The organism is Kitasatospora sp. HPM-01-4, assembly GCF_051374625.1.
In the GTDB taxonomy this organism is placed as follows: domain Bacteria; phylum Actinomycetota; class Actinomycetes; order Streptomycetales; family Streptomycetaceae; genus Kitasatospora.
Genome location: NZ_JBPQGP010000005.1, coordinates 2,285,170 through 2,310,644, shown reverse-complemented (window position 1 = coordinate 2,310,644; position 25,475 = coordinate 2,285,170). Strand labels below are relative to the sequence as shown.

Sequence of the window (25,475 nt, the reverse complement as noted above, 5' to 3'; positions counted from 1 at the left end):
CGGTGGGGAGCACGTCAGCCCTGTGCCAGGGCGCGGTCGCGGTGTTCGATGAAGAGGGCCTCGGCGTCGCCGCCGAGGAGCGTCCAGGGGGAGGTGTGGCCGTACGGGCCCATGGCACGGAAGTGCGCGGCGGCGGCCTGCCGGTCGTCGGCGAGCGAGGCGAGCATGGCGAACATGCTGTGGGCGGTGACGAATCCGTGGCGCGCCCGGCAGGCGGGGTGCAGCACCGAGCCGGCGGCGGCCTCGGTGAGCTCCTGGCGCACCTGGGGGCGCCGCAGGTACTCGGGCCGGTCCTTGGCGGCGAAGCTGCTCCACCGCTCGACGTGGTACATCGCGACCACCGCACCGCCCATGCCGCCGGCCGGGGCCTCGCGGAAGCACTCCTGGGCGAAGGCGTGCGCGGCCTCCCAGCTGCCGCCCCACTTGGGCAGCAGCTGCTGAAGGCGGGTGCGCTGGCCGCCGTACGGCGAGGGGCTCACCCTGGTCAGGTTGCGGTAGCGGCGTTCGGACTCGCTCAGGCCCAGCGAGAGGCCCAGCGCGGTGGTGAGCCGCAGCTTCCAGGCGAGGGCGTGGCCCGGGTCGTACGCGACGGCCCACAGGAGCAGCTGCTCGGCCTGGTTGAGGTGGGCGCGGAAGGCCTCCCACTGCTCGGGGGTGACGTCCTTGGCCCAGGCACCGGTCCGGGCCTCCCAGGCGAGGTGGATGTGCCGGTCGGCGAGCAGGGCGGTGGCGAGTGGATGCTGTGGCTGGTGCTCCAGCACCCGGCCGAGCAGCTGCTCGACGCCCGGGACCTCGGCGAGGGTGTCGGCGAGGACGACGGTGCCGTAGGGGTCGGGTTCCTCGGCGAACAGGGCGTCGATGGCCGGCCAGTCGCCGGCCACGGCGGCGTGGTGAAGCCGCGTGAGCTCGGGTACGACGGCCGCCGGGTCGAAGACGGGGCGCATGGCGGTGATCGTAGAGGCCCTGGTCAGCGGGGAAGTTCAGGCGGAATCCGGGCAGAACCGGACAATCGCGCAGTGTGGTGCAAAGTTTTCACGGAATCATTCCTTCCGGTTTGCTATCGGCCCCCTAGGCTTCCCGGCGCCTGAGTCGCACATCGGTGCGGTGATCAACCCAAGGAACAGCATGAACAACAAGCGTCGGCAGCAGCTGGTGGCGGCCGCGAACCCCCTGCTCACCGCTGGTGAGCGGATCGAGCTGGCGACCGTCGTCAAGGTCGGGTCCGTCTCCGTGAAGCGCAAGCTCGCGACCGCCGCGGTGGTCGGCGTCCTCACCGCGGGCACGGTGATCGCCACGGCGAGCCCGCGCCCGATGTACCTGGTGATGACCGATCAGCGCATCCTCTTCTTCGAGGTGGACGGGCTGACCGGCAAGCCGCGGAAGCTGCTGATGGTCCTGCCGCGCGAACTGGTCACCGCGACCCCGGTCGCCAAGGCGCTGCTGGGCCTCGGCCGTGTCACCCAGCTGGAGATCGACGGCCAGGAGCAGGGCCTGAAGGTGCTCTTCCCGCCGGTCAGCAAGGCCGACGCCGCCGGCTTCGCAGCCGCGCTCCGCACCGCGGTCTGACCCGGACCGGCCGCGCCGCACCGGTCGCCCGCCCGTGCCGGGCGCCCGGTGCGGGCGGGCGGATCCGGCGCTCGGACGGGTCCGCCCGGTCGGGTGAAACGGCCGAAAGCTAGCATGTGAACATCGCCTAGCTCGGCCTAGCTCGAAAGATGGACTTGTGACTGTCAACGACGACGTGTTCACGGACTGGAAGAACCGCGAGGAGATCGCGGAGTCGATGATCCCGATCATCGGGAGGCTGCACCGGGAGAAGGACGTCACCGTCCTGCTCCACAGCCGCTCCCTGGTGAACAAGTCGGTGGTCAGCATCCTGAAGACCCACCGATTCGCCCGGCAGATAGCCGGTGAGGAGCTCTCGGTCACCGAGACGCTGCCCTTCCTGGAGGCGCTCACCGCGCTCGATCTCGGCCCCTCCCAGATCGACATCGGTATGCTCGCCGCGACGTACCGGACCGACGACCGCGGTCTCACGGTGGCGGAGTTCACCGCGGAGGCGGTCGCCGGCGCCACGGGCGCGAACAAACTGGAGTGCCGCGAACCGCGTGACGTGGTGCTGTACGGGTTCGGCCGGATCGGCCGCCTGCTCGCCCGGCTGCTCATCGAGAAGTCCGGCTCGGGCAACGGCCTGCGGCTGCGGGCCATCGTCGTCCGCAACAGCGGTGGCGAGGACATCGTCAAGCGCGCCTCGCTGCTGCGGCGCGACTCGATCCACGGCCAGTTCCAGGGCACGATCACCGTTGACGAGGCGAATGAGAAGATCATCGCCAACGGCAACGAGATCAAGGTGATCTACTCCGACGACCCGACGTCGGTGGACTACACGGCGTACGGCATCAAGGACGCCATCCTGGTCGACAACACCGGCCGTTGGCGCGACCGGGAGGGCCTGTCGAAGCACCTCCGCCCCGGTATCGCCAAGGTGGTCCTCACCGCGCCGGGCAAGGGCGACGTCCCCAACATCGTCCACGGCGTCAACCACGACATGATCAAGCCGGACGAGCAGATCATCTCCTGCGCGTCCTGCACCACCAACGCGATCGTCCCGCCGCTGAAGGCGATGGCGGACGAGTACGGTGTGCTGCGCGGCCACGTGGAGACCGTCCACTCGTTCACCAACGACCAGAACCTGCTGGACAACTACCACAAGTCCGACCGCCGCGGCCGCTCGGCGCCGCTCAACATGGTCATCACCGAGACCGGTGCCGCCTCCGCCGTCGCCAAGGCGCTGCCGGACCTCCAGGCGAAGATCACCGGCAGCTCGATCCGCGTCCCGGTGCCGGACGTCTCGATCGCGATCCTCAACCTGCAGCTCGCGCGCGAGACCACCCGCGAGGAGGTCCTCGACCACCTCCGCGAGGTATCGCTGACCTCGCCGCTCAAGCGCCAGATCGACTTCATCACCGCTCCCGACGCGGTGTCGAGCGACTTCATCGGCTCGCGCCACGCCTCGATCGTCGATGCCGGCGCCACCAAGGTCGAGGGCGACAACGCGATCCTCTACCTGTGGTACGACAACGAGTTCGGCTACTCCTGCCAGGTCATCCGCGTCGTCCAGTACGTCTCCGGCGTGGAGTACCCGACCTACCCGGCCCCGGCGCTCTGATCCCGGCGCTTTGATTTCGGCGCTCTGATCCCGGTGAGCCGGCCCGCCTCCTGAGGGACGGGGCGGCCGAAGACCCCCTGTGCGGCAACCGACCGCGCAGGGGGTCTTCCGCATTCCCGGACCGGCGCACCACCCGGTTGCCGCGCCCGTCCGGGTCGGCGTGCTCCGAAATCCACCGCCCGCGTAACCTCGGCGACCCGACGCGCGTGTATACACATACGTGCTCTCGAAGCACGGCACGCGCGGCCCGAGAACACGGTCTTTGGCGTGTCCGGTACCGCACCGCTCGACCGCTTTCCCAACAGGTCCATCCGATCGCCCAGAAGGATCCCTTTCGCATGACAGCGTTTCAGCGCGCCGGCATAGGCCGCCCACTCGCCCGGCTGGTCGCCTGCGCGGCAGCGGCTCTGCTGGTTCCGGCATTACCGGCCCACGCGCAGGCGGCACCCGCGTCCGCGTCGAGGACGCCGGACTACTGCTCCTCCGTACGCGATCCGCAGTTGGCCGCCCGGCTGTCCCGGGATATCGCCGACGTCCTGTCGGGCCGTCAGGACACGGTGGCCTTCGCGGTGTCCGATGCCGGGACCGGTGTGTCCTGCGCCTACCACTCCACCTCGCACTACGACTCGGCGAGCGTCGTCAAGGCGACCGTCATGGGCGCCGTGCTGCGCCGCGCCGAGGACGAGCACCGGTACCTGACCGACTGGGAGGACAGCAACCTCGAACAGATGATCACGGCGTCCGACAACACCGCGGCCACCAACCTCTGGAACGACCTGGGCATGTCCCGCCTCCAGGCCTTCCTGCAGCTGGCCGGGATGAAGGACACCGTGCTCGGCACCGGCGGCTACTGGGGTCTCACGCAGATCACCGCGGCCGACGAGCTGAGGATGCTGGACGTCTTCACCGACAACCCGAACGTGCTCACCCCGGCGGGGAAGGCGTACGCCCTGAAGCTGATGAGCCAGGTGGAGGCGGACCAGCGCTGGGGCACCCCGTTCGGCGCGCCGGCCACGGTCACCGTGCATGTGAAGAACGGCTGGCTGCCGCGGGCGACCCACGGCTGGCGGGTGCACAGCCTGGGCATCTTCACCGGCGCCGGCAAGGACTACCGGATGGCGGTCCTGACCGAGGACAACGACACCGAGGAGTACGGAATCGACACGATCCAGGGGATCGCGGCGGTGGTGCACCGCGACCTCAACGGCACCGCTCCGGCCGCCGGGATCGCCCCCCACGCCCACAGCGCCGAAGCGTCCGAGGTCTCCGACGGATCGGCGCCGTTCGGGCCCGCCGCGCACTGACGCACGCCGCCCGGGCACCGGGCGTGCCGGGCCCGCGGTGTGAGTGGCCGCGGGCCTCACGGGAGCGGCCGGTCGCACGGGCGGCGAGAGCTGATCGAGTCAATGACCTATCTACGCTTCGGCGTTCGATATACCATGCACGGGACGTGCCAGCAGGGGAGCCCGATCCGTACCGACCGGGCGGGCTCCCCGGTCACGGGTGGGGGGATGGGCCTCCGCGGGGCCGGATCGCTTGAGGTGATTCCCGTGGCGACTGGTCAACTGTGCAACCAGGTACGGGCGTTGTCGCCGCGGGTGGCGGTCGCGGGCGGCACCGCAGGCGGACCGGCGCGGCGGAAAGCGCGGGCGACCGGTCCGGTGGGAGCCCGTCCCCTGCCGCAGGGCAGGCAGGACGCCGCGTCGCAACCTCCCATCCCACCAGCAGAGTTACGCCTCGCCCCGGCCACCCACCCATACGACGGCCGCGCCACCCCCGGGCGGCCATGACCGAACCGAATCAGGAGGCGGTAGTGACCGAGCTGACCGAGCCGGCGTCCGGGAGCGGGCCGGACGACGGCATCAAGCACCGGAAGAACGGCCTGACCCGCGGGGTGACCGAGGAGCTCGCCGAGAACATGAGGCAGGGCTGGGCCGACACCGAGCGGCGCGACCTCGAACCCATCCCGCAGGCCGCGCACACCGCCCGCCGCCGCGCCGAACTCTCGGCCCGCTTCCCCGGCGAGCGCCTGGTGGTCCCCGCCGGGAACCCGAAGACCCGCGCCAACGACACGGACTACCCCTTCCGCCCCTCCTCCGACTACGCGTACCTGACCGGCGACCAGTCCGAGGACGGCGTACTGGTCCTGGAGCCCGGGCCGGACGGCGGCCACGAGGCCGTGGTCTACCTGCGGCCCCGGTCCGAGCGTGGGAACGGCGAGTTCTGGCTCGACAACCACGGCGAACTGTGGGACGGCCGCCGCAACAGCCTCACCGAGAACGAGCAACTCCTCGGCCTGGCCTGCCGGGACGTCCGCAAGGCGGCCGACGAGCTCGGGCGGGCCACCGGCCCGGTCCGCCTGCTGCGCGGCTACGACGCCGGCATCGAGACCGCCCTCGCGGGCAGGACGACCACCGGGCAGGACGAGGAGTTCCGCGTCTTCCTGTCCGGGATGCGCCTGGTCAAGGACGACTTCGAGATCGCCGAGCTGCGCTTCGCCTGCGAGGCCACCAGTCGCGGCTTCGAGGACGTCGTGCGGGTGCTCGACCGGGCCGAGGGTGCCTCCGAGCGGCTCATCGAGGGCACGTTCTTCGTGCGTGCGCGGGTCGAGGGCAACGCCGTCGGCTACGGCTCGATCTGCGCCGCCGGTCCGCACGCCACCACCCTGCACTGGGTCCGCAACGACGGCCAGGCCCGCCCCGGCGAGCTGCTGCTGCTCGACGCCGGGGTGGAGACCCGCAACCTCTACACCGCCGACGTCACCCGCACGGTGCCGGTCGACGGCCGCTTCACCCCGCTGCAGCGCAGGATCTACGACGCGGTGTACGCCGCGCAGGAGGCCGGCATCGCGGCCGTCAAGCCCGGTGCCGCGTTCCGGGACTTCCACCACGCCGCCCAGCGGGTGCTCGCCGGGTACCTGGTCGACTGGGGTCTGCTCGGCGACCTGTCGGCGGACCGGGCCTTCGAACTCGGCCTGCACCGCCGCTGGACCCTCGCCGGCACCGGCCACATGCTCGGCATCGACGTCCACGACTGCGCCCACTCCCGCCGTGAGGAGCACGTCGACGGCACGCTCAGGCCCGGCATGGTGCTCACCGTCGAGCCGGGACTGTACTTCCAGGAGGACGACCTGACGGTGCCCGAGGAGTACCGGGGCATCGGCGTCCGGATCGAGGACGACATCCTCGTCACCGAGGCCGGCAACGAGAACCTCTCGGCAGCCCTGCCCCGCCACGCGGACGACGTCGAGGCCTGGCTGGCCCGGCTGCGGGCCTGACGCCCCGCCCGGCGACGCGCACCTGACCGGCTCCGCAGACCCCGGAGCCGGTCAAGTGCCGTGCGCGCCAGGTGGAATGGGACCGGGCACCACGTCCGGCGGGCCGCTCAGGCCCGGGTCGAGTCCGCCGTTTCCAGGGCCGCCCCGGCCGCCGGAGTCCGCTCGGAGAAGCCCCGGTGGCCCAGGGCCAGGATCACCAGGGTGGCCAGGGCACCCGCGGCGCCGCACGAGGCCGCCCAGTGCTCGTCGGCGTGCGCCAGCACGGCCCCGACCGCCGCGGAGCCCAGCGAGGAGCCGCAGGCGAACAGCGTGACCACCCAGGCGAACGCCTCGGTGCTGGTGCCCGGCGGTGCCAGCCCGCCCACCAGCACGAAGACGACGGTGAGCAGCGGCGCGAGGAACATGCCGGTGAGCAGCATCAGCGCGACCATGTACACCGGCGACGGCACCAGGACCAGCAGCCCGTACCCGACCACCAGACCGGTGGCGAACAGCAGTCCGCGCTGGGCCAGTGTGCCCGGCCAGGTGCGCGAGCCGTAGACCAGCACACCGCCCAGCGAGCCGAGCGCGTTGAGGGCGAGCAGGGTGGGCGCACCGCCGGGCACCTGCCACCGCTCCGCGTACGAGACCACCAGGACGTTCAGTGTGCCGATGGCGAAGCCCACACCGAGCAGCGCGCTGAGGAGGCCGACCAGAGCGGTGCTGCGCAGCGGTCCCAGCCAGTCGCCGGAGCGCGCCTCGGCCCGCCAGTTCCGGGAGGGGGCGGAGCCGGCGACCACCGCGACCCCGAGGACGCCGAGCAGCGCCTGGACGTACAGGGCGAGCGTGGGAGACCCCGCGGCGACGCTCGCCGCCACCGCCAGCGGCCCCGCCACGAAGACGAGTTCCTGGGCGCTGGAGTCCAGTGCGTACGCCGACTCCAGCCGTTCCTCGGGTGTGATGACCGGCCAGAGCACCCGGAGGCAGGGTTCCAGCGGTGGGGTCATCGCACCGGCGAGCACGGCCCCGGCGATGACCGCGACGGGCTGACGCGGAGCCAGCGCGATGGCGACGAAGCCCGCCGCGGAGAGTACGGCGGTCGGCAGCAGGACCCGGGTCTGCCCCCAGCGGTCGACCAGCCGGCCCAGCAGCGGGGAGCCGACCGCCGCGGCGATCGCGTAGGAGCCGGCCGCGGCGCCGACGAAGCCGTAGCCGGCTCCCGCCTCGCGCAGCGCCAGCGGGATGGTGAGCGCCGCCATCGCGGACGGCAGCCGGCCGACCCAACTGCCCAGCAGCAGACGGGTGACGAAAGGGGAGCGGAGTAAGATCAGAAAGCTCATGGGGGTCACCTTATGAGCAGTTCAGCCCGGACTCCGCGCCGATTCAGCGCCCGTTTCGGACGTGCAGGTGCAGCACGACCGGCCGGTCCGCCCGGGTGCCGACTTCGATGTCCGCCGTGGCGACCACCCGGTGGTGTGCCGGGCCGGGCGCGGTGGTGATCCAGACGTGGTTGCTGCCGTGGTCCGCCCACCACGCCATCCCGCTGCCCCGGGCGGTGCTGTGCCAGTAGAAGCGGTGCTGCTGGGCGTTGGGGAGGATGGCGACCAGGGCGGGCGGCGCGTCGCGCAGGTCGATCCCGAGCAGGCGGTCCTGGTCGTCGAAGGTCAGCCAGACCGTGCCCCGGTACCCGATCCGGACCAGCGGGCCGGTCCCCGGAGCGTGGGCCACGGCGCGGAGGAAGCCGGCCTTGAGGTCCCAGCTCACCCCGGGCACTGCGGCCGGGCTCCGGCCGGGCACGCCCGGGAGCCGGCCGAGCTCCGCCTCCGTCCGGTAGTCCGCGGCGAAGCGGTGGACGAGATCCATCCGGTCGGCGGCGAGCCGGCGCGCCGCCTCGGTCAGGAGCTCCCGCTCGGAGCGGACCAGGGCCTCGTAGAGTTCCGGCGGCGTCGGCCGCGGGGATGATCCGTCGGCCGGCTCGTCCGGGTGCCAGGGCGATCCCGCTCCGGTGAGCGCGCGCTGCAGCCCGGCCGCGCCCATCGCGTCGAGCCGTTCGGCGTCCAGCACGGCCGCGCCGTACGGGGCTCCGGCGGACGGTGTCCCCGGTCCGACGACCGTGAGCAGCTCCTGGTGCAGCTCCTCGGGGACGCCGGACCTGGTCAGCAGGTCGAGTGCGGCGGCCCGGGTGCTCGCCGCCGGGTGGTCCCGTGTCCCGGGCACACGGAAGCGGTGGTAGAGGTAGACGGCGAGCCGGGCGGTGCGCGAAGTGAGTCCCGACTCGTCGGCGATCCTTCCCGCCAGTTCGGCGGTTCGGGACAGGTGGCTGGTGTCGGCGGGCACGTCGAGCACGGCCAGGTCCGCGAGGGTGTGGTCTTGCAAGCGCTCAAGTATCGACGTCACTGGCTTCGGACTCCTCGGTCCGTGCTGGGTCGGGGCGTTGAAACGACCTGCTGAAGTCTGGGCGACCGGTCGATGATTGAGGCTTCGTCAGCTGACCGGTCGGCGAATAGGCGGATCATCCGGCTTCTCTCCAGACCCGCCTGCCAGGATGGTTCGCCGGAATCGGTCATGTCAAGCGCCCTCTTCGAGCGGGGGCATCGGCGGCTTTTCGGGACCGGCCCTCCGCCCCCCGCCCGAACGGACGCGCAGCCGGGCGGCTTTGGGCGGGACCGGGGCCCGGAACGCGGCGGTCCCGGGTCTCGGGTCGGAGATGTTCCGGCAGACGCCGGGGGACTGGCCGCGACGGCTGAATGTCCGTGCCCCGACGCCTGGAAGAACAACGGAATCGCAGAAAGGCTCACTGCTTTGACGGACCGTCGGGTAGCGTTCCGTCGGCCGGGTCACCGGTCCCCGTGGTGCCTGCCGAGCACCGAGTTGCCCGTGCTCACCAGGTGCGGCTTCGCCGGGCCGGTGGGGCACTTCTTATTGTCATGAGCCCTTCCCATCCGGTGTCACACGTGCCTAGACTTGCCGCACCGCCGATCATCAAGTTCTGGTAATTCTGTGCCCGATCTCCTGAGAGCGACCTGTGACTTCTTTAGAAGCGGTTTCTGTGACTTCCCGTACTCCGGACATCGAGGGCCGTAGTAAACGGCTGTGGCATCTCGAATCGGGCAGCTGCCTCATCGAGATGATCCCCTCGCTCCGCAGCTTCACCTTCGATCGAGACGAACTCATGGACGGCACCGCCGAGTTGCGTCTCGACTTCTTCGAGTATGTTTCGGCACGGCTCGCCGAGCGCGGTGTGCACACCGTCTTTCGCGAGCGGGTCGGACCGGTCAGCTACGTGGCGGACTACCGGCCGGCGCCGCCCTTCGAGGTCATCGTCAAGAACCGGGCCATCGGTTCGACCCTGCGCAAGTACCCCGGACTCTTCACCGAGGGCCAGGTCTTCGACCGCCCGGTGGTGAAGTTCGACTACCGGGTCGACCCGGAGGACCAGCCGATCGGCGAGGACTACCTCCGCCTGATCGGTGTCGACGTCGAGCACTACCGGCAGGTGGCGCTGGACTGCAACACGGTCCTGCGCGAGCTCCTCGACCCGCTCGACCTCTGGGACTTCTGCCTGGTGATCGCGCCGGACGAGAAGCACGGCCTGGTGGTCAACTCCGAGATATCCCCGGACTGCATGCGCCTCAAGTCCGCCGACGGACTGCCGTACGACAAGGACATGTTCCGCGACGGCGCGACCCGTGAGCAGATCCTCGCCCGCTGGACCGAGCTGATCACGATGGTCTCCGGTGGCTGAGGCCCTGGCCCTGGTGACGGGGACGAACCGCGGCACCGGCCGGGCCATCAGGGCCCGGCTGGCCGCCGACGGATACACCGTCCGCTGTCTCAACCGCACCCCCTGCGAGGACCACACCGACCCGGTCACCGTGGACTTCGCCGACCCCTCGGCCGTCTCCAGGGCCACCACCGAGGTCCTGGCCGACGCCTCCCGGCTCGACCTGCTCGTGGTCAACGCCGTCACCCGCGGCTTCGGCACGGTCGCCGAACTCGCCGACCGGGACTGGGACGAGGCCGTCGCGGTCAACCTCACCGCGCCGATCCGCATCGTCCAGGCGGCGCTCCCGCTGCTGCGCCGCAGCCGGGGGCACATCGTGCTGATGGGCTCGCACGCCGGCACCCACGCGTTCGAGGGCGGCGTGGCGTACTGCGCCACCAAGGCCGCGCTCAAGCAGGTGGCCGAGGTGCTGCTGATGGAGGAGCGCCCGCACGGGGTGCGCACCACCCTGCTCAGCCCCGGAGCCATCCGCAACTTCGACGACGACTTCTCCGACTACAAGATGAGCGTGGAGTCGGTCGCCGAGGTGGTGTCATGGACGGCCGCCACGCCGCCGGACACCGTTCTCGGGGAGATCGAACTCCGACCCGGCAGGCTGGACACCCCACCTGCGGTCGGACTCGATCGCCTGCAGCACATCTGAGAGGTGCAAGAACTGCAACCGACAGGAGTGATTCCGTGGAAGCGCGCACAGGCAGGACCGGGCCGCTGTCCGCAGCGGCGCGGCCCGGTATACCGGCGGTCGAGTGGGACGAGGAGCGTGCCGGGCTCCGGGTCGTCCTGCTGCCGCAGCCGGACGGCCCGGAGACGACCGTGGCGGCCTTCCGCACCGTGTGCTGGGTCTCCTTCGCCGCGTCCGGTGCCGTCTGCGCGGTGGACGTCCACGACATCCCTGTCGAGGTCTCCGACCGCCTCCCGCCGGTGCCCGGCGACGATGTGATCGGCCGGGGGCTGGTGGACACCCAGTGGCTCTGGGTGCCGCTCAGCACCGAGCCGAAGGTGCACCGGCGGGTGGGCGTGGCCGATGTCGAGGTCACACTGAGCACTGATGGCCTGGCCCGGCTGTCCCTTCGCTTCCTGGAGGAGTCCGAGGATGGCTGACGGCTACCGGCTGCTCGCCTGCGACCTGGACGGGACGCTGCTGGACTCCCAAGGGGTGCTGCCCGAGGAGGTGTCCTCCGCGCTGGGCCGGGCGGCGGCGGCCGGTCTGGCCGTCGCGGTGATCACGGCCCGACCGCCCAGGGACGTACCGCCGCAGATCCGGGCGGGCATACCCGCGACGGCCTACTGGGCCCATGGGAACGGTGCGCTGGTGTTCCGCCCGGGAGCCCGACGGCCGAGCCGGGAGCTGGTGTTCCACGCCGGGACGCTGCGCCGGCTGGCGGCGGTCCTCCGCGACGCCCGTCCGACCTGGCCCCTGGCCTTCGACCTGCTCGACGCGACCGTGGTCCAGCCCGGATTCCCACCGGAGTTGGCGCGGCACTGGAGCAACGTCGAGTGGCGGTCCGGCGTCGAACAGGTCCGGCCGGTGGTGAAGATCCTGGCCTGCCCCTTCCGGTCCTGCGACGTCGGCCTGGTCGACGCGGTGCAGAGCCTGGTGGGCGACGCCGCCGAGGTCACCGCCTCGGGTGAGCACTTCCTCGAACTGGGGCCGCACGGCACCGGCAAACGCGGCGTGCTCGCCTGGATCGCCGAGGACCTCGGCCTGAGCACGGCCGAGGTGGTCGCCGTCGGCGACGGACTCAACGACCGGGAGATGCTCCGGCTGGCGGGGCTCGGCGCGGCCCCCGCCAACGCCTGTGAGCCCGTCCGCCTGGCCGCCGACCGCGTTCTGCCCAGCAACGACGAAGCGGCCGTGGCGCACCTGGTCGACCAGCTGCTCGGCCGGGGCTGAAGGGCGCCACTCGTGCCGGGAGCACCCGGACCACCCGCGCGCCCCGGCGGTGCGTGCCGGGTGGTCAGCCGGCCGCCCCGGGTGGGGCCGGATAGGTGCTGATCTCGATCAGGTTGCCGTCGGGGTCGCGCAGATAGGTGCTGGTGAAGGGCCCGAGGGCGCCGGTGCGCGGCACCGGGCCCTCTTCCACGGCGACGCCGTACGCGGCCAGCTGCTCCAGGACCTGGGCCTGCGGGGTGTCGGTGACCAGGCAGAGATCGGCGCTGCCGGGGGTGGGGCGGGCCGCGCGGGGGAGGAGCTCACGGCCGGCCTGGTGGAGGTTGATCTTGCTGGTGCCGAAGGCGAGCGCCCGGCGGCCGTCCCCGAAGGTCACCGGGCGCATGCCCAGCACGCGCTGGTAGAAGCCGACGGTCCGTTCGATGTCCGCGACGGTCAGCACCAGGTGGTCCAGGCCGGTGATCCGGATCCCCGGCGCCGGCTCCGGGGCGTACCGGCCGAGCCCCCGGGCGCAGGCGGCCCACGCGCCGGCGGACAGCAGTCCACGCGAGCGGGCGAGAAGCCGGTAGAGGGCGGTGCCGTGCCGAGCGGCCAGGTCCTCGTTGTGCGTCAGTACGTCGATCTCGTTGGCGGCGGTGAGCTCGAGCACGGCGCGCAGCTCCGGATCCGCCGGAGTGTGCTCCCGGCCGGTGAAGCGGTCGCGGAACACCGGCGACGGGTCACGTCCCAGGCGCGGATACACGGTGGCCCGGTCGCAGCTCGCGTAGAGGTAGACCAGCGACTCGGCCCGGTCGCCGATGAGTTCGGCCAGCGCCCTGCGCTCGGTGAGCTCCAGCAGGGCCCGGTCGAAGCCGTCGGTCCCGTACGCCGCGTGGCACAGCCCCGCGACCTGGACGACGGGATCGGCGCCCCACTCGGCCAGCAGTCGCGCGACCCTGAGCAGATGCTCCAGCAGGGTGCCACCGGGGTGGGGGATCCGGTCGGCGCCCCGCTCACGCAGGAAGCCCTCGATCCGGGCACGGTTGGGCGCGTACTCGTTCCGACTGGTCGTCACCTCACGAGTTGTAGCCGTGATGCGACCGCCGGGGCAACCCCCGCCCCGGTGACGTGCCCGCCGGGTGGGCGGGCCCGGGTCGGGGGCGGAGTACCTCTGCAGGAGGAGGGGCGCGGGGCGGGATACGCCCACGGGCCGATCAAGGTGGGGACCTGATGCTGACGGGGCGGCGGAGTGGCGGTCCATAGGCTCAGTGGAGCTCCTGACGGCACATCATGCCTGATCAGGGTGGATGAGCCGAGGGACGATGACGACATACCGATACACCGTGGCCGAGCTGCGCGGGCAGCTGCGGCAGCTGGTCCTGACCGGGGCCGCGATCGCGCTGGGGGTGGCCTTCCTGATCGCCTCGGTCAGCGGGAGCGGGGCACTGGTGGACTCCTACAGCCAGACGGCGGCCGCCGAGGTCGGGCCCGGCGACGTGCAGGTGACCGGCTCCGTGGCGAAGGCCGGACTGGACACCGGTACGGCCGCCCGGGCGCGGCAGGTGGCCGGGGTGGCCGGGGTGTCGCTGCGGCTGGCCGGCCGGGGCGGGGTGCTGACCGAGGACGGACGGCCGCTGGACGAGGCCGCGGTGGTGAGCTCGGTCTCGGCCGACCCGGCGCTGCGGTGGCAGCTGCTGAAGGACGGACGGTGGCCCACCGCGCCCGGCGAGGTGCTGCTCGACACCGACACGGCGCGGCGGATCGGCGCCGCACCCGGCGCGGACGTCCGGCTGGCCCGCACCGGCGGCGGCCTTGCCACCGCCCGGCTGGTCGGCACCCTGGACGACCGCGGAGCGCCCGGCTTCGCCGGTCATCCGATCGTCGGCGTCCCGGACGGCGCGGTGGACCGGTACGCCACCGGCATCACCGCCACCCAGCTCGACGTCCGGCTCCTGCCGGGCGCCTCGCGGGCGCACACCGCCGAGGCACTGCGCGCCGCCCTCGACGGTGCGGTGGAGGTCCGCACCCGGGACGCGTCCGTCGCCGAGGCGACCCGGCAGAGCAAGACCCTCTACGGGGTGGTGCTGATCGCCGCGCTGAGTTTCGTGCTGATCGCGCTCGCCGTGGCGCGGATGGTGGTCGGCAACACCTTCTCGGTCGTGCTCGCGCAGCGGACCCGTCAGCTCGCCCTGCTGCGCTGCGTCGGGGCCGACCGGGCGCAGATCCGCCGACTGATCCTCCGCCAGGGAGCGCTGCTCGGAACGGGTGCCTCGGCCGCCGGGGTGCTGCTCGGGACCGGGCTCTGTGCCGCCGGGACGGCGCTGGCCCAGGCCGCCGACCTCGGGCCGGTGCACCTCTCGCTCCTGCCGTCCCCGCTGACCTGCGTTTTGGCCGGCCTGTTCGGCGTCCTGCTCACCCTGCTGGCCGTCCGCGGCCCGGCGAAGGCCGCCTCGGCGGTGCCGCCGGTGGCCGCGCTCGGCGGTGCGCACGAGGCGGGCGGCGGCACGGCCCGGCTGCGCGCCGCGGTGTGGTCCGCGGTGCTGCTGCTCACGGGTGCGGCGCTGCTGGTGCTCGGGGTGGTGGCACCGCCGCCGCTGTCGCTGCTCGCCGTCACGCTCGGCGCGATCAGCAGCTTCTTCGGGGTGCTGCGGCTCAGCCACCGGCTGCTGCCGGCGGTCGTCGCCGCGCTGGGTGTCCCGGCCCGGCGGCTCGCCGGCACGGCCGGGCGGCTCGCCACCCGGCAGCTGCGGTCGAGCCCGGCGCGGACCGGCACCACCGGGTCGGCGCTGCTGCTCGGGGTGACGGTGATGGTCGGTGCCGTCACCGCACTGGAGATCACCTCCAACTCCCTGGTTCCGGTGGTCTCCGCACGCCAGCCCGGCGTCTTCGCGGCGGCCGTCACCGGTGGCGGCCCGCTGCCCGCCGGGGCGCTCGCCGCGCTCGGCCGGGAGCGCGGGCTCGTCGTCACGCCGGTCCGCTCGGCCACCGTGGAGATCGACGGCCGCGGCACGCTGGTGGCCGCCGCCGACCCGGCGCGGCTGAGCGCCCACGCCGACGGCGTCGACCGGGCCCGGTCGCTGGCCGACGGCGCCGCACTCAGCGGCCTCGACAGCGGCGGGGTACGCCAGGTCGCGGGGGCGGCGGACCGGCCCGGCACCACCCTGCGGATCGAACCCGGGCGCAGCAGCCTACCGTTCACGCTCCAGAGCGGGGCCGTGCTGCTGGTGACACCGGCGACCCTGGACCGGCTCGCCCCCCGCGCGGCCGTCACCACGGCCTGGATCAGCCCCGCCGAGGGCATCGACCGGCTCACCGCCCGCCGGGCCGTGGACCGGGCGCTGGCCGACTACCCGCGGATAGGCACCACCGACACCGCGGCCCAGGCGGAGAGCCTGCGGTCGCTGATGGACCGGATGATGCTGATCACCATGGCGCTGCTCGCCTTCTCGGTCGCCATCGCCGGACTCGGCGTCGCGGCCACCCTGATGCTCAGCGTCAGCGAACGCGCCCGCGAGATCGGCATGCTGCGCGCGATCGGGATGTCCCGGCAGCAGCTGCGCCGGATGCTCACGCTGGAGGCGCTGCTGCTCTCGCTGGCCGGCGCGCTGGTCGGCACCGTCCTGGGCCTCGGCTACGGCTGGGCGGCCGCGCGGTCGGTCACCTCCACGGTGGGGACGGTCGGCGGCCCGCCCGTGCCGCTGGTGCTGGCGGCGCTGGGACTGACCGTACTCACCGGTCTCGCGGCCGCCGTCCTACCGGCCCGGAGGGTCGGGCGGATGACCGTGGTGGCCGCGCTGCGCACGGCATAGCCGCCGTCAGCCTGTGGTGTGTGTGACGGAGGCCGACGGGTGTCACCGCCGCTGCTCGACGTCGGCGCGGATCGCGCGCATGACCGGGGCGACGTCGTCGGCGGAGAACCCGAGTCTGGTGGTGCTGCCGTCTCCCTTCAGCACCAGTGTCACACCGGCCGCCGTGGTCGGGGTGAACCACGAGCAGGTGGTCGCCATGGTGGTCAGCAGGCCCGCCCGGACCAGCACGCTGTCGCAGACGGCCCGGCCGCCGTGCGGGCCGGGGTCGGTGTCCACCGCGTTGGTGGTGACCCGGTCGCCGGCGCCGTTGTCGCTCGTGACCGGGATCTGTTCGAGCGCGTCGTGCAGCTTGTCGGGCGCGAAACCGGTGCCGTTGACGCCGGAGTAGAAGATCCACGCACCGTCCGCCCGGTCGTCGTAGACGGCCTTCACCGGGGTGCCGGACAGGCCGAGCCGCTGGGCGTTCCGCTGGATGTCCGCACCCACCAACCGTGCGGTGGCGGCCGGGGGTTGGCCCTGCGGGTAGCCGCCCGCGACCGGCGGGGCGCTGAGCACGTAGGAGGGGCCGCCGCCCGAGCCCTGAGCGGCGGGCGCGCCTGCCGGTGCACCGGCGCCCCCGGCGGCGGCCGGGCCGCCGCCTGCCGGTGCGCCCGCCGGTGCGCCGCCGGTCGAGCCGCCGGCGGCCGGGCCGCAGGCCGACAGGGTGAGCAGGACGGCCACCGCTCCCGCGGCCAGTGCCGCCCGGGTGGATCGGGTGCCTGCGGAACTGGCCATGATCGGCCTCCTCGTGAAGCGAACGGGTCGGTGCGGACCGGGGTCTGACGGCAGGCGGGGACATCACGGGGCGTGGTGTCGGGGGCCGGGCGCCGCAGAGTCTGGCAGCTCCACGGCCGAGGGGCAGCTCCAGGTGAAGCTCTCCTTGACGGCACTCGACAGCAGAGCTGTCGATCCGCTCGGCGGCGCCCGTCCGTCCGCCGTGCACCCGTCCGCCTGCCGGCCTGCGCGTCTGCTCGTCCGCTCGTCCGCGACCGGTGCTGTGGCCCATGGCAGGATGCCTCCGACAGACGGGGGACAGAAGCCCGGGGTACGTCGAGGAGGTGGCGCGGTGGATCTCGATCCCAGGCGCCTGCTCGTGCTGCACGCGATCGCGCACCACGGCGGCCTGGCTCCGGCGGCGCGCGCACTCGGCCAGACCCGTTCGGCCGTGTCGCAGCAGCTGGCCCGGCTGGAGAAGGAGGTCGGCCTGCCGCTGGTGGACCGCTCCGGCAACCTGCTGGAGCTGACTGCCACCGGTCGGCTGCTGGCCGCCACCGGTGACCGGATCGGCCGCGAACTCGCCGCCGCGGCCGAGAAGTTGAACTCCTCCGGTGGGCCGCTGGAGGGTCCGGTGGTGATCGGCGCCAGCTCCTGGGTGCTGGCCCGGCTCGCGGTCGCACTGGTCGGGGTGCTCGCCGAGCGCCACCCGCGGATCACCCCGCGCTTCGTGGAGACCGGACTGCCGGAGGGTCTGCACCGGCTGCGGCTGGGCGAGTTGGACGTCCTGGTGGTCTCCGACGACCGGCAGACCGCGGTGCCGCTGCCGCCCTCGGTCCGGGCCCGGGTGCTGATCGAGGACACCTACCGCCTGGTCGTCCCGGACGGCTGGGCGATGCCGGCCGGCCCCGCCGAGCTCTCCGGGCGTCCGTGGCTCAGTGCCCCCGCGCACACCGCGCGCGGTCGCGCCTTCGCCCGGTTCGCGGCCGCGCACGGCATCGTGCCCTCCCTCGAGCACCTCGCCGAGCACCCGGGCGCCGTCCAGGCCCTGCTGGCCGGACAGTTGGGCGCCGTGATCATGCCGGCCTACTTCGCGGCGCAGCTGGAACGGGCGAAGGTGACCGGGATCCCGGTGCCGGGCAGCCTCATCGCCCGGGTGCTGCACCGCACCGGGACGGCCGGCGGCGCCCCGGCGGCGCGGGCGGTGGTGGCGGCACTGCTGCAGGCGGGACGCGACCACGCGGAACAGGAGGCCCTGGACGGCCGAGCGGTGCGCGAGGCGGTCATCCGCCCGCTGCGCGACCCCAGTGAGGACGCCTCCCCCGCCTCGCCCGGGCGGGGCTGAGCAGCCCGGGCGGTGGCAGGGGAGGCGGCGCTGCGGTGGCCGCCTCCCCTGGACGCCCGGGTGCCGCCGGGCCCTTCGGACGCGGCGCCTTACAGTGCGCGTTCGAGACGGTCGGCCATCAGCTTGATGAAGCGGGCCGGCTCGTCGAGCTGGCCGCCCTCGGCCAGGAGGGCCATGCCGTAGAGGAGTTCGGCGGTCTCGGCGAGGCTCTGGTCGTCCGCGCGCTCGGTGTGCGCCCGGTTGAGGCCGCCGACCAGCGGGTGGCCGGGGTTGAGTTCGAGGATGCGCTTGCTGCGGGGGACGTCCTGGCCCATGGCGCGGTACATGTTCTCCAGGGCCGGGCTCATCTCGTGCGCGTCCGAGACGATGCAGGCGGGCGAGACGGTCAGCCGCGAGGAGAGCCGGACCTCCTTGACGTCCTCGCCCAGCCGCTCGGTCATCCAGGTCAGCAGCGCCGCGTACTCCTCCTGCCGCTTCTCGCGCTCGGCCCCGTCCTCCTTCTCGGCCTCGTCGCCGAGGGCGAGTTCGCCCTTGGCGACGGAGCGCAGCTGCTTGCCCTCGAAGCCGGGGACGGCGTCGACCCACAGCTCGTCGATGGGGTCGGTGAGCAGCAGGACCTCGATGCCCTTGGCCTTGAACGCCTCCATGTGCGGGGAGTTCTCGACGGTCTGGCGGGACTCGCCGGTCAGGTAGTAGATGTGCTCCTGCCCGTCCTTCATCCGCTCGACGTACTGCTTGAGGGTGGTCGGCTCGTCCTGGTCGTGGGTCGAGGCGAACGAGGAGACCGCGAGGATGGCGTCGCGGTTCTCGAAGTCGCTCAGCAGCCCCTCCTTGAGGACCCGGCCGAACTCGCGCCAGAAGGTGGCGTAGCGCTCGGGGGAGCCGGTCATCAGGTCCTTGACGGTGGACAGGACCTTCTTCGCCAGGCGGCGGCGCATCAGCTCGATCTGGCGGTCCTGCTGCAGGATCTCGCGGGAGACGTTGAGCGACAGGTCCTGCGCGTCCACGACGCCCTTGACGAACCGCAGGTACGGGGGCATGAGCGCTTCGCAGTCGTCCATCACGAAGACGCGCTTCACATAGAGCTGGATACCGCGCTTGTACCCCTGGGTGAACAGGTCGTGCGGGGCGTGCGCCGGGAGGAACAGCAGGGCCTGGTACTCGAAGGTGCCCTCGGCCTGGAGGCGGACGGTCTCCAGCGGGTCGGTCCAGTCGTGGCTGATGTGCTTGTACAGCTCGTGGTACTCGCTCTCGGACACCTCGTCCCGCGAGCGCGCCCACAGCGCCTTCATGGAGTTGAGGGTCTCGGGCTCGCCCGCGGCTTCGCCGTCTCCGTCGCCGTCCTCCGTCATCGCGGTGGTCGGGGTGGTCATCCTGACCGGCCAGGTGATGAAGTCCGAGTACCGCTTGACGATCTCCCTGATCTTCCAGGGGGAGGTGTAGTCGTGGAGCTGGTCCTCGGTGTCCACGGGCCTGAGGTGGAGGGTGACCGAGGTGCCCTGCGGCGCGTCCGCCACGGTTTCGAGCGTGTACGTCGCCTCGCCGCTCGACGACCAGCGGGTGCCCTCGCTCTCGCCGGCCCGCCGGGTCAGCAGCACGACCTCGTCGGCCACCATGAAGCTGGCGTAGAACCCGACACCGAACTGCCCGATGAGGCCCTCGGCGGCGGCCGTGTCCTTGGCCCCCTTGAGCTCCCGCACGAACTTCGCGGTACCGGAGTTGGCGATCGTCCCGATGAGCTGGATCACCTCGTCGTACGACATGCCGATGCCGTTGTCCCGCACGGTCAGGGTGCGGGCCTCCTGGTCGGCTTCGATGTCGATGTGCAGGTCGGACACGTCCGCGCCCAGCGAGTCGTCGCGCAGGGCCTCGAGACGCAGCTTGTCCAGCGCGTCCGAGGCGTTGGAGACGAGCTCGCGCAGGAACACATCCTTGTTCGAGTAGATCGAATGGATCACCATCTGAAGCAGTTGGCGTGCTTCCACCTGGAACTCGAACGTCTCGGTCGACATGACTTGTGACCCCTCCTAAGGCCGCCGGGCAACGGGAACCGACCCGAGCACTGTAGATCAACCGGTGATCGCGCAGGTGACGTTCGCCGATGGGCCGCACCACCGGGGCGCCGCCCTCGCGTAGCGGGGCGGGTCCGTTGCTCCTAGCATTTCGCTTGCCGGTCCGGTGCGATCGGTACGCAGTCCCAGCGAGCCGCAATCCCTCGCGCACCCGCCGTGCGCTTGAGGCCGGAGTTCGGCAGGACGGGTTCCCATGATCAACAGACGAGCCTTCTCCAAGGCGCTCGGCATAGGCGCGGCATCGGCCTCCGTAGGCGTCCTCTCGGCGTCGGCGGCCGATGCCCCGGCAGACGGCGCGGCGGCCCACCCGCCCGCCGCGGCGAAGCCGGCCACCGGGCTCGGGCCGCTGCGCCGGGTACGCACGGAACTGCTCGACATCGCCTACCACGAGGCGGGGCCGGCCGCCGGCCGGCCCGTACTCCTGTACCACGGCTGGCCCTACAGCCCCTACGCCTACCAGCAGGTCGTCCCCGAGCTGGTCCGCCACGGGTTCCACTGCTACGTCCCCTACCTGCGCGGCCACGGCCCCACCCGGTTCCTCCACCACGACACCGTCCGCTCCGGCCAGCAGGCCGCCCTGGGATCGGACGTCATCGCGTTCATGGACGCACTGGGAATCCGGCGCGCGATCTTCGGCGGATACGACTGGGGCGGGCGCGGCCTGTGCGTGGCGGCCGCGCTGTGGCCGGAACGCTGCGCCGGACTGGTCTCGGTGAACAGTTACCTGATCCAGAACCTCAGCCCGTCGGTGATCGACGTACCGGACCCGCCGAACACCGAATCCGCCCACTGGTACTACTACTTCCTGCTCACCGAGCGCGGCGCGGCAAGTCTGGCGAAGGACACCAAGGAGTTCGCGCGGGTCGTCTGGCGGCGGAACTCGCCGCAGTGGCGGTTCACCGAAGCCGACCTCGACCGTGCGGCCGCGCTCTTCGACAATCCGGACTACGTCGCCGTGGTGCTGAACTGCTACCGCATCCGGCGTCTGGTGGCGCCGGGGGACCCCCGCTACGCCGGGCTTGAGGCACGACTGCTGAAGCAGCCGCCGATCACGGTTCCCGCCGTCACCCTCGACGGCAAGGCGGACGGCAGCCTCCCGTGGACCAACGGGGAGTCGTCGGCGGCGCACTTCACCGGACCGCGCGTCCACCACGTGGTCCCCCACGCCGGCCACAACCTCCCCCAGGAGACCCCGAAGGCCTTCGCGGCCGCGGTCGTCGAGGTCAGCGGCCTGCGGCAGACCGGGGTGGTGGCCGTCGGCGATCGGCGTCTCTTCCAGGCACAGTCGCCCGCGGGGGCCACCAACCGGCGCTGATCGTGATCCGGATCTAGAGCGGATGAGACGCGGTTTCCGCGTGGACGGTGGTCCAGCCCGGGAAGTACTTGTCCAGCACCGCGCGGGCCTTGTCCAAGTCGCCGTCGACACCGACGGCGATCACCCCGTCCGAGGTGATCCGGGTGGACGTGATGGTGAAGTCCTTCCCTGTGGTGCGGTTCACCCAGTACTGGGTGACGAGCTGTCTCGGGGCGTGCGCGCCACCGTCACCGGGGCGATAGGGCTGGACGTCGGTCAGGCCGGGAAAGCGGCGTTCGAGCGCCTCTCGCGCCTTCGTCACGTCGCCGCAGACCTCCACCCGATAGTGGCCACCCGGGGTCGAGGTGCCGGTGATACCGCAGAGGGTGAAGCCGTCGCCGGTCACCGTCATGATCTTTCCCTCGGTGTCGGTGGGAGGCGGCGGCGAGATGGGGGAGTCCCTGTGAGCGGTGCCGCACGCGGCAAGGCCCAGGGCGAGGATCATGGCGAACGCGACGCGGACCACGGTCCGGATCACAGGGACCCCCTCATGGATCAGGTGTGCAGGGCGAAGCCGAGCTGGTTCACGATGGCGGACATGCCGATGAACTGGACGCCCTCGTAGCAGGTCGTTTCCATGGCGATACCGACACCCCAGGTCGGGCACACGACGACCTGTCCCCAGGAGCCGCTGATCAGGCCGCGGGCCTGCATGTCGTTCCCGTAGGTGCCGTCAGAGCTGGTGACGACCGGGCCACCGCTGTCGCCGTTGGCCGAGGCGTGGGTGCTGGTGTCGGTCCGCATCGCCTGGACGACGTTGTGCCGGGTGATACCACCGATGTTGGAGTCCACGCCGGCGTACTTGACGAGGATGTTGCACTTGACTCCGGACATGGCACCGGAGGTGCAGACGTAGTCTCCGTCGTGGTTGAGGTCCCAGCTCGCCACGTGCTTGTGGTACCCGTTCGGGTTGTTCCAGGCGCCGTCGTAGTACTGGTTTCCGGACGAGCCGTTGACCTGGATGAACGTCGTGTCGAGGCCGGTGTTCGAGGACTGCGCCCATCCTTCGACGTTGCCGGTACCGGTGGTGAAGGTTCCGGACGTGCCGCAGTGGGAGGCGGTCAGGACGACGTCGCTGCCGCCGTGCGATCCGGCGAATCCGGTCGTACAGAAGGCGTTGCCCGGGGTGCTGAGTTCGGCCCCCGCCCAGAAGGGCGACGAGTCGTCATGGCGGCCGAAGGTGTCGGCCCCTTCGGGGCCTTCGGCCGCCTGGACGGGGACCCCGGCCAGCGCCTGTGCACGGGTTGCGAAATCCTTCGCGGACACCGTCGTGACGCGCTGCGGAGGCACCGTGGAGCGCCCGTTCGACAGGGTCCGGGATGTCGGGGTGTTGTAGCTGATGTAGAGGCCGCTGCCATCCGAGAGGACAGCTATGGAGTTCCACGCCGCGACCGGTTCCGCGGCGGTGTCCTTGCCCTTGACGGCGCTCTCCAGCCTGCGCCGGGCACCCTCCAGCTCCTGAGCCGAGTAGCGTGACTGACGTACAGTCACCTTGAGGCCTTGTGCGGCCGCGGCCTTCTGAACGTCCTTGACGTTCTGCGACACCGCGCCCTTCCAGTACAGGGCCAGTACGCCATCCCTGGCCTCCACCACGGCCCCGGCGTATCCGCCCGTGTGCTCGGCCTCGGTCGACGACTTCCCCGTGATCCGGTCAGCGAGGGCGTCCAGCTGGTACTGGCGGTGGAGGGTCGCCCTGTCCACCGTGACGAGGCTGGAGGAACTGGAAGAGCCGACGGTCAGGCCCAGGTGGTTCTTCGCATCCGAAGATGACGATGCTCCGGCGTCCGGGGCGGCGACGGCGGCAGAAGTTAAGGCTATCGATGCAACAAGTGTGGCTGCAGTGCTCAACTTTCCTAACAAATGGGCTCCTTGATGACTGAGATCGATCGTGGGCGGTCAGCCTGTCACACCGTCGTTCGCGGTGGGAGCTTTTCGCGCGGCTTTGCGCACCCTTCGGTTCGTCGGTCGTCGAAACGTCGTCATAGTGGCGACAACGCAGCCACGTTGCATGAGATCTGTCTACCGGTGGCGTCGTAGGCCTGGCCGGAAGGGGACGGTCGATGTACGCGGCAACGCCGGTGGTAGGCCGCGGACATGGCCGAGATCAGGTCTCGGGTGCTCAGTGAAGGACACCGCCGCCGTCGGAAGTCTCCGGGGGGTAGTCAACGCCTCCGAGATCAGCACGATGGGTGCCGCGCACGGTGCCAGCGTCCGCGCCACCTTCCCGATGTCCTTCCAGAACCTGGCCGGCCTGATCCAGCTGCCGTTCCCCCTGCAGCCGGGAAGCGCAGTCGCGTTCACGATCGACCGCGACGTGTCCTGACCTCGCGCCCGGCCCGGCAATCAGGCGGTGACCTCGGCTGCCGAGGGAAACGACATCTCGGCCGTGTTGAAGCCTTACGCGCACAAGTAGTGGCGATACTTGGCGACCTGTCCTGGAACCAATCACCCGAACTCTCGCGGAAAACCCCGCTGAAAATGGCTTCGTGGTCAACACGGCTTGCTCAGTGCGTAGTTGATGAACAGAATGGTGCGATGGACTGCATCCAAGTCATCAATGCACCGTCAAAATCCCTGCACTGAAACCGTATTGCAGTCCAGGAGGGCGCGCCGTGGCATCCGCTCGTCCACCGGTCCCCGGATGGGGCGCCGTAAGCCCGCCGTAGAGTGGGCTGGTCCACCCCACCGAAGCCTGGGCCCAAAGGAGTTCGTGGTGAAGCTTGCCTCGGCAGTTGACCTCCAACTGGCTGGCACGTCCGTCAAACTCGTCTACTCGGCCGCGGCCGTGTACCTCCTCGCGATGTTCGCCCACCTCTTCGAGTGGACGTTCGGGAGCAAGGGGGCCGTGGCGCGCCGGTCCGTCGAGCAGACGAGTCTGGCCGAGACGGTGGCCGCGGCGGCCGCTCCGCGCCAGGTGGCCAAGAAGGCCGTGGTCACCGTGGCTTCGGGGGACGGCGGCTCCACGACGGTCACCCGTACCGTGGTAGCGGGTGAGGGTGCGGCGGTCGTGACCTCGAGCAGGGGCGGCGCTGTGCAGGCCGACGGTCCGGGGGCGGCCGGGGAGAGTCCGAGGGCGGACCTGGCGGGGCGGATCGCGGTCTCGCTGACCGCCCTGGGGGCGCTGCTGCACATCGGGGGTGTGGCGACCCGGGGGCTGTCGGTGATGCGCTGGCCCTGGGGCAACATGTACGAGTTCTCCTGCGCCTTCGCACTGGCCATCGTGCTGGTGTACCTGGGGCTGCTGGCGGCGAAGGCCCCGGTGCGCTGGCTCGGACTGCCCGTGACCCTGGGGGTCGTCCTCACCCTCGGTCTGGCGGTGACCGTGCTGTACACCGACGCGGAGCAGCTGGTCCCGGCCCTGCACTCCTACTGGCTGGGCATCCACGTCACCGCCGCCACGGTCTGCGTGGGCGCCTTCTACACCGCGACCGCCGCGACCCTGCTCTACCTCGGCAAGGACGGCTACGAGCAGCGGCGCTCCCGGGGCGAGAGCACCGGCCCGCTCCGCCTGCCGAGCTCCGTCTGGGAGCGGCTGCCCGCCGCCGGGACGCTGGACCGGTTCTCCTACCGCATGAACGCGATGGTCTTCCCGCTGTACACGTTCACGGTCATCGCCGGCGCCATCTGGGCCGAGGCCGCCTGGGGCAAGTACTGGGAGTGGGACCCCAAGGAGACCTGGTCGTTCGTGACCTGGGTCGCCTACGCCGCCTATCTGCACGCCCGGTCGACCGCCGGCTGGCGCGGGCGAAAGGCCGCCTATGTGGGCGTGGTCGCGTTCGCCTGCATGCTCTTCAACTACTACGGAATCAACATCTTCGTCACCGGAAAGCACTCGTACGCGGGTCTCGGCTGACACCGTCGGCGATTTCGCCCGGGCGTCCGCCCGCTCGGCGACGGAGGATTCCGAGCGGGCGGAGCGCCCGGCGGACCGCGCACTCCGGAAGTTTCGGTGTGAACTGTGCGATAGCTGTAGATGGTTGACGCTCGGTTAACACCGTGGTTGAATCGCCGCGCATATTCTCCTTATGCGGTGCCGGCCCGGTCCGGGCCAATTCGCCGCGAG

21 protein-coding genes are annotated in these 25,475 nt (G+C 71.6%); 13 read left to right on the top strand and 8 right to left on the bottom strand.

The window, feature by feature from the left end; translation table 11 throughout:
• Window positions 1–14: 14 nt before the first annotated feature.
• Window positions 15–944 (bottom strand): hypothetical protein, encoded by a 930-nt coding sequence (locus ACSMTC_RS09790; protein WP_436559274.1) that lies wholly within the window; start codon window positions 942–944, stop codon window positions 15–17.
• Window positions 945–1,125: 181 nt separating this feature from the next.
• On the opposite strand from ACSMTC_RS09790, the gene ACSMTC_RS09785 reads away from it, so the two are divergent.
• The 4 genes from ACSMTC_RS09785 (at window position 1,126) to ACSMTC_RS09770 (ending at window position 6,446) form a co-directional block, all read left to right on the top strand.
• Window positions 1,126–1,566 (top strand): hypothetical protein, encoded by a 441-nt coding sequence (locus ACSMTC_RS09785; RefSeq protein WP_436559273.1) that lies wholly within the window; start codon window positions 1,126–1,128, stop codon window positions 1,564–1,566.
• Window positions 1,567–1,723: 157 nt separating this feature from the next.
• Window positions 1,724–3,169 (top strand): glyceraldehyde-3-phosphate dehydrogenase, encoded by a 1,446-nt coding sequence (locus ACSMTC_RS09780; RefSeq protein ID WP_436559272.1) that lies wholly within the window; start codon window positions 1,724–1,726, stop codon window positions 3,167–3,169.
• 338 nt (window positions 3,170–3,507) lie between these two features.
• Window positions 3,508–4,473: a serine hydrolase gene (locus tag ACSMTC_RS09775; RefSeq protein WP_436559271.1), complete on the top strand. Its 966-nt coding sequence runs from the start codon at window positions 3,508–3,510 to the stop codon at window positions 4,471–4,473.
• 482 nt (window positions 4,474–4,955) lie between these two features.
• Entirely contained in the window at window positions 4,956–6,446 is a 1,491-nt protein-coding gene (locus ACSMTC_RS09770; RefSeq protein WP_436559270.1) for an aminopeptidase P family protein, read from the top strand.
• A gap of 107 nt (window positions 6,447–6,553) precedes the next feature.
• Here ACSMTC_RS09770 and ACSMTC_RS09765 read toward each other — a convergent pair whose 3' ends face one another.
• Window positions 6,554–7,765, bottom strand: a complete 1,212-nt coding sequence (locus ACSMTC_RS09765) for an MFS transporter (RefSeq protein ID WP_436559269.1) — start codon at window positions 7,763–7,765, stop codon at window positions 6,554–6,556.
• 43 nt (window positions 7,766–7,808) lie between these two features.
• On the bottom strand, window positions 7,809–8,801 hold the full coding sequence (locus ACSMTC_RS09760) for an HD domain-containing protein (RefSeq protein ID WP_436559268.1): 993 nt from the start codon (window positions 8,799–8,801) through the stop codon (window positions 7,809–7,811).
• Between the two features lie 673 nt (window positions 8,802–9,474).
• On the opposite strand from ACSMTC_RS09760, the gene ACSMTC_RS09755 reads away from it, so the two are divergent.
• From ACSMTC_RS09755 to ACSMTC_RS09740, 4 genes are read left to right on the top strand one after another with little or no spacing between them, the layout of a single operon-like run.
• Window positions 9,475–10,170 (top strand): phosphoribosylaminoimidazolesuccinocarboxamide synthase, encoded by a 696-nt coding sequence (locus tag ACSMTC_RS09755; protein ID WP_436559267.1) that lies wholly within the window; start codon window positions 9,475–9,477, stop codon window positions 10,168–10,170.
• On the top strand, window positions 10,163–10,852 hold the full coding sequence (locus ACSMTC_RS09750; RefSeq protein ID WP_436559266.1) for an SDR family oxidoreductase: 690 nt from the start codon (window positions 10,163–10,165) through the stop codon (window positions 10,850–10,852). Before ACSMTC_RS09755 ends, ACSMTC_RS09750 begins: the two co-directional genes overlap by 8 nt.
• Window positions 10,853–10,887: 35 nt before the next feature.
• Window positions 10,888–11,310, top strand: a complete 423-nt coding sequence (locus tag ACSMTC_RS09745) for a hypothetical protein (protein ID WP_436559265.1) — start codon at window positions 10,888–10,890, stop codon at window positions 11,308–11,310.
• On the top strand, window positions 11,303–12,103 hold the full coding sequence (locus ACSMTC_RS09740; protein WP_436559264.1) for an HAD family hydrolase: 801 nt from the start codon (window positions 11,303–11,305) through the stop codon (window positions 12,101–12,103). The genes ACSMTC_RS09745 and ACSMTC_RS09740 overlap by 8 nt, the downstream gene beginning before the upstream one ends.
• Window positions 12,104–12,167: 64 nt before the next feature.
• Here the strand turns inward: ACSMTC_RS09740 and ACSMTC_RS09735 are convergent, their stop codons facing one another.
• The gene (locus ACSMTC_RS09735; protein WP_436559263.1) at window positions 12,168–13,154 is read right to left on the bottom strand and encodes a VOC family protein; all 987 of its coding nucleotides are present in this window, start codon (window positions 13,152–13,154) and stop codon (window positions 12,168–12,170) included.
• A 247-nt stretch (window positions 13,155–13,401) separates the two neighbouring features.
• Between ACSMTC_RS09735 and ACSMTC_RS09730 the strand changes: the two genes are divergently transcribed.
• Window positions 13,402–15,888: an ABC transporter permease gene (locus ACSMTC_RS09730; protein WP_436559262.1), complete on the top strand. Its 2,487-nt coding sequence runs from the start codon at window positions 13,402–13,404 to the stop codon at window positions 15,886–15,888.
• A 42-nt stretch (window positions 15,889–15,930) separates the two neighbouring features.
• Here ACSMTC_RS09730 and ACSMTC_RS09725 read toward each other — a convergent pair whose 3' ends face one another.
• Entirely contained in the window at window positions 15,931–16,662 is a 732-nt protein-coding gene (locus tag ACSMTC_RS09725) for a hypothetical protein (RefSeq protein ID WP_436559261.1), read from the bottom strand.
• Between the two features lie 331 nt (window positions 16,663–16,993).
• Between ACSMTC_RS09725 and ACSMTC_RS09720 the strand changes: the two genes are divergently transcribed.
• Window positions 16,994–17,986, top strand: coding sequence for a LysR family transcriptional regulator (locus tag ACSMTC_RS09720; RefSeq protein ID WP_436559260.1), 993 nt, complete (start codon window positions 16,994–16,996; stop codon window positions 17,984–17,986).
• An 89-nt stretch (window positions 17,987–18,075) separates the two neighbouring features.
• Here the strand turns inward: ACSMTC_RS09720 and htpG are convergent, their stop codons facing one another.
• Window positions 18,076–19,998, bottom strand: a complete 1,923-nt coding sequence (gene htpG, locus ACSMTC_RS09715) for a molecular chaperone HtpG (RefSeq protein ID WP_436559259.1) — start codon at window positions 19,996–19,998, stop codon at window positions 18,076–18,078.
• A gap of 253 nt (window positions 19,999–20,251) precedes the next feature.
• Between htpG and ACSMTC_RS09710 the strand changes: the two genes are divergently transcribed.
• Entirely contained in the window at window positions 20,252–21,373 is a 1,122-nt protein-coding gene (locus ACSMTC_RS09710) for an alpha/beta fold hydrolase (protein WP_436559258.1), read from the top strand.
• 13 nt (window positions 21,374–21,386) lie between these two features.
• Here ACSMTC_RS09710 and ACSMTC_RS09705 read toward each other — a convergent pair whose 3' ends face one another.
• Complete coding sequence (locus ACSMTC_RS09705) at window positions 21,387–21,890, bottom strand: hypothetical protein (RefSeq protein WP_436559257.1); 504 nt, start codon at window positions 21,888–21,890, stop codon at window positions 21,387–21,389.
• Window positions 21,891–21,907: 17 nt separating this feature from the next.
• Window positions 21,908–23,113: a chymotrypsin family serine protease gene (locus ACSMTC_RS09700; RefSeq protein WP_436559256.1), complete on the bottom strand. Its 1,206-nt coding sequence runs from the start codon at window positions 23,111–23,113 to the stop codon at window positions 21,908–21,910.
• 421 nt (window positions 23,114–23,534) lie between these two features.
• On the opposite strand from ACSMTC_RS09700, the gene ACSMTC_RS09695 reads away from it, so the two are divergent.
• Window positions 23,535–23,735 (top strand): hypothetical protein, encoded by a 201-nt coding sequence (locus ACSMTC_RS09695; protein ID WP_436559255.1) that lies wholly within the window; start codon window positions 23,535–23,537, stop codon window positions 23,733–23,735.
• 390 nt (window positions 23,736–24,125) lie between these two features.
• Window positions 24,126–25,265: a c-type cytochrome biogenesis protein CcsB gene (gene ccsB, locus ACSMTC_RS09690; RefSeq protein WP_436559254.1), complete on the top strand. Its 1,140-nt coding sequence runs from the start codon at window positions 24,126–24,128 to the stop codon at window positions 25,263–25,265.
• Window positions 25,266–25,475 lie beyond the last annotated feature (210 nt).

Excerpts from the sequence above, each read along its gene's own strand:
- ACSMTC_RS09775 (WP_436559271.1), top strand. The coding sequence starts at position 3,508 with ATGACAGCGTTTCAGCGCGCCGGCATAGGCCGCCCACTCGCCCGGCTG.
- ACSMTC_RS09785 (WP_436559273.1), top strand. The coding sequence starts at position 1,126 with ATGAACAACAAGCGTCGGCAGCAGCTGGTGGCGGCCGCGAACCCCCTG.
- ACSMTC_RS09740 (WP_436559264.1), top strand. The coding sequence starts at position 11,303 with ATGGCTGACGGCTACCGGCTGCTCGCCTGCGACCTGGACGGGACGCTG.
- ACSMTC_RS09730 (WP_436559262.1), top strand. The coding sequence starts at position 13,402 with ATGACGACATACCGATACACCGTGGCCGAGCTGCGCGGGCAGCTGCGG.
- ACSMTC_RS09770 (WP_436559270.1), top strand. The coding sequence starts at position 4,956 with ATGACCGAACCGAATCAGGAGGCGGTAGTGACCGAGCTGACCGAGCCG.
- ACSMTC_RS09790 (WP_436559274.1), bottom strand. The coding sequence starts at position 944 with ATGCGCCCCGTCTTCGACCCGGCGGCCGTCGTACCCGAGCTCACGCGG.
- htpG (WP_436559259.1), bottom strand. The coding sequence starts at position 19,998 with ATGTCGACCGAGACGTTCGAGTTCCAGGTGGAAGCACGCCAACTGCTT.
- ACSMTC_RS09710 (WP_436559258.1), top strand. The coding sequence starts at position 20,252 with ATGATCAACAGACGAGCCTTCTCCAAGGCGCTCGGCATAGGCGCGGCA.
- ACSMTC_RS09765 (WP_436559269.1), bottom strand. The coding sequence starts at position 7,765 with ATGAGCTTTCTGATCTTACTCCGCTCCCCTTTCGTCACCCGTCTGCTG.
- ACSMTC_RS09725 (WP_436559261.1), bottom strand. The coding sequence starts at position 16,662 with ATGGCCAGTTCCGCAGGCACCCGATCCACCCGGGCGGCACTGGCCGCG.